This is a genomic window from Rhodococcus sp. EPR-157 (assembly GCF_001647195.1).
Lineage (GTDB): Bacteria > Actinomycetota > Actinomycetes > Mycobacteriales > Mycobacteriaceae > Rhodococcoides.
Genome location: NZ_LVCV01000321.1, coordinates 1 through 1,339 on the forward strand (window position 1 = coordinate 1; position 1,339 = coordinate 1,339).

Below are 1,339 nucleotides of genomic sequence, written 5' to 3' on the forward strand. Positions count from 1 at the left end.
AGGCAAAACACCGCGCGAGATTATGCGCTGCCTCAAACGTGCCATAGCCCGCGAAGTATTCGGCCTACTTGCACACCCACAACACGGTTGACATACATAGGAGCATCATTCGCACACTCTGAGTGACCGAAACAGACATCCGGTCACCGAAACGGGGGAGTGCAGCCGAATCGAACTACCGATCAGCGGCGGAACCACGCCTCGGGTACGCCACCGAGCGCGTGCTCGATACGCAGACGTGAGGTGTCGGCGAGGTTGTCGGGCAGGGCGTCGACGGCGAACCACTCGACAGCCAGATTTTCGTCGTCCGACACAGCAGCGGTGCCGGACACATGCCGTGCGAGGAACGTGATGTCCAGGTATTGAGCGACGTCGCCGTTCGGGTAGGTGATCTTCTCGGTGACGTCGACGCTGGTCAGTCGCACCAGTTCGGCTTCGATGCCGGTCTCCTCGTCGATCTCGCGCAACGCCGCGGGGCCGGGTTCTTCGCCGGGTTCGAGGATCCCGGACACGACGGCCCACATGCCGTTGTCGCGGCGTCGGGTCAGGAGTATCCGGCCGTCGTCACCGAGGATCACTGCGCTGACCCCGGAGAGCCAGAGCGGGGACGTGCCGACCTTGCTGCGAAGTGCCAGAACGAATTCGGGGATCGGCATGTCAGGACACGTACGCGTTGAGCGAGTTCGTCACATCCGCAAGGATTGCCCTCGCTGCGATCACCCCGCTACCGGACCACACGGTGTCGTTCACAACGAAGATGCGACCGTCCTTCGCCGCGCCGAGGCCCTCCCAGGCGTCGCTCGTCATGACACTCTTGCCGAAGCTCTCGCCGTCGTCTCCGTCGAATCGGACGTAGACGATGTCGCCTTCGGCACCTGCGACGTCGTCGGCGGGAACTGTTGTAGCAGCGTCGCGTTGCGACGGTGGACGCTGTACCCCGATCTCGTCGAGTACTTCGCCGGCAAAGGACGACCGGCCGTCGGTGACGATCGAGTCCGGAAGGAATCGGACGACGGACGCCTGAGTCTGGTTCGCGTTGACATCTCGGCCGACCTGCTCGGCGTCAGCGCTGAAGCGAGCCAACTCATCGAACGCGGTGCCACCGCGGCCGAGGGCGGCCGCTGATTGCAGGAATGCACCTTTCCAGCCGTCCTCGGTGGAGGTGAACACGGTAGGGGCGATATCCGTCAGGGAGCCGTACAGCTCGGAGCCCAAGGAGTCCGAGCCGATGATGAGATCCGGTTCGAGCCCGACAATTGCATCGATGTCGGGCGCACCGACCGTCCCGACTGTGGGGATCTCCGCAATTCCTGTGCCCAGGTACAGTTCCTGGTCGCCG

At 63.6% G+C, this 1,339-nt stretch carries 2 protein-coding genes; both read right to left on the reverse strand.

Translation table 11 applies throughout. From position 1 onward, the window contains the following. Positions 1–182: 182 nt before the first annotated feature. A complete protein-coding gene (locus tag A2J03_RS14905) occupies positions 183–656 on the reverse strand; it encodes an NUDIX hydrolase (RefSeq protein WP_068375332.1) in 474 nt (157 codons plus the stop codon). Position 657: 1 nt separating this feature from the next. Then, a partial coding sequence (locus tag A2J03_RS14910; RefSeq protein WP_156520405.1) for an ABC transporter substrate-binding protein occupies positions 658–1,339 on the reverse strand: 682 nt, incomplete at its 5' end.